The 1,018-nt window shown below is 65.5% G+C and carries 3 protein-coding genes; 1 reads left to right on the forward strand and 2 read right to left on the reverse strand.

Annotated elements, in window-relative coordinates; genetic code table 11:
- Nucleotides 1-183: hypothetical protein (locus AC097L_RS26500; RefSeq protein WP_479589665.1), on the reverse strand; the 183-nt coding region annotated here is incomplete at its 3' end.
- A gap of 11 nt (nucleotides 184-194) precedes the next feature.
- Here AC097L_RS26500 and AC097L_RS26505 point away from each other — a divergent pair.
- Nucleotides 195-791, forward strand: coding sequence for a hypothetical protein (locus tag AC097L_RS26505; protein ID WP_479589666.1), 597 nt, complete (start codon nucleotides 195-197; stop codon nucleotides 789-791).
- 1 nt (nucleotide 792) lies between these two features.
- Here AC097L_RS26505 and AC097L_RS26510 read toward each other — a convergent pair.
- Nucleotides 793-1,018: chromate transporter (locus AC097L_RS26510; protein ID WP_479589667.1), on the reverse strand; the 226-nt coding region annotated here is incomplete at its 5' end.

The following is a 1,018-nucleotide window of genomic DNA, read 5'->3' on the forward strand; positions in this document are numbered from 1 at the left end:
TGGAATGCCCAGGTAGACCTGCTGGGCACGGCCGGGCTGACCTACTCGCTGGTAAAAGAGTTTTAACCCGCTTTGGGCGCCACTTTTTAAGCCTTTGAAAAGCCCATTTTTTATGGGCTTTTTTGGGATCTGGTCGGCTGAAAAAATCGCCAGATTGCCGCACAATGAACGTATCTCCACCACGGTACGCCGCCATGCCCACAGCCGCTTTTTGCCCTGATGTGCGTTTGCCTCCACGCTTTGGCGCGGTGCTGGCCCTGCTGTGTTGCAACGGAGGGGCGTTGGCGCAGGATGCCGACGAGGCCGCCGCAGGGGCTCCGCAGCTGGAGCTGGCCACGCTGTCCATGCCAAACTTGCAGCGTGCCGATGCACGGCCCGATTCCCGCCTCACCCTGACTGGCTGGTCCGGCCCCGCAGACCGGGCGGGCTTTGGGCTGGGCGTGGGGTTGACGGCCCGGCAGCACAACCTGGCAGGGGATGGGCGCCATACCCCCGGTGGATTGGACCTGGGCCTGCATTGGCGCTCTGCCGACCGGGGCCAGGGCCGCGTGCGCATCGGGGTGTGGCAGCAGGTGGGCTCCTGGCCCGACCCTGTGCCGGGCATTGCCAGCCAAACCGCCAACCCCATGAACTACAGCACCCGGCTGGAGATGCAGTTCAGCGCCGCCAGTGCCCGCGGCATCCAGTTTGAGCTGGGCGGGGCCTTGGGCATGCAGCTCAACAAAAACGACCGGGTGGTGCTGCGCGTGAGCCGGGGTCGGCCCATGGTGTATTACCGGCTGCGCTTCTGATTCACACCCAGCCCATCGCACCCAGGGCCGCGCCAACCCCCAGCAGCCACAAAATGTGCACCTTGGTGCGCCACACCACCAGTGCGCTCAGGCCCGTCAACAGCCACAGCGGCCAATCACGCACCAAACCATGCTGGGCACTCGACAGCAGCCAGCCGGTGGCCAGCATCAGCGCAATCACGAGCGGGGCCATGCCCTGCTTGAAGGCCCGCACCGCGCGCAGCTCG

The sequence above is a fragment of the Rhodoferax sp. RT5P35 genome (genome assembly GCF_056521385.1).

What these genes read in the sequence shown, in the direction of transcription:
- AC097L_RS26505 (WP_479589666.1), top strand. Translation starts at nt 195, where the DNA reads ATGCCCACAGCCGCTTTTTGCCCTGATGTGCGTTTGCCTCCACGCTTT.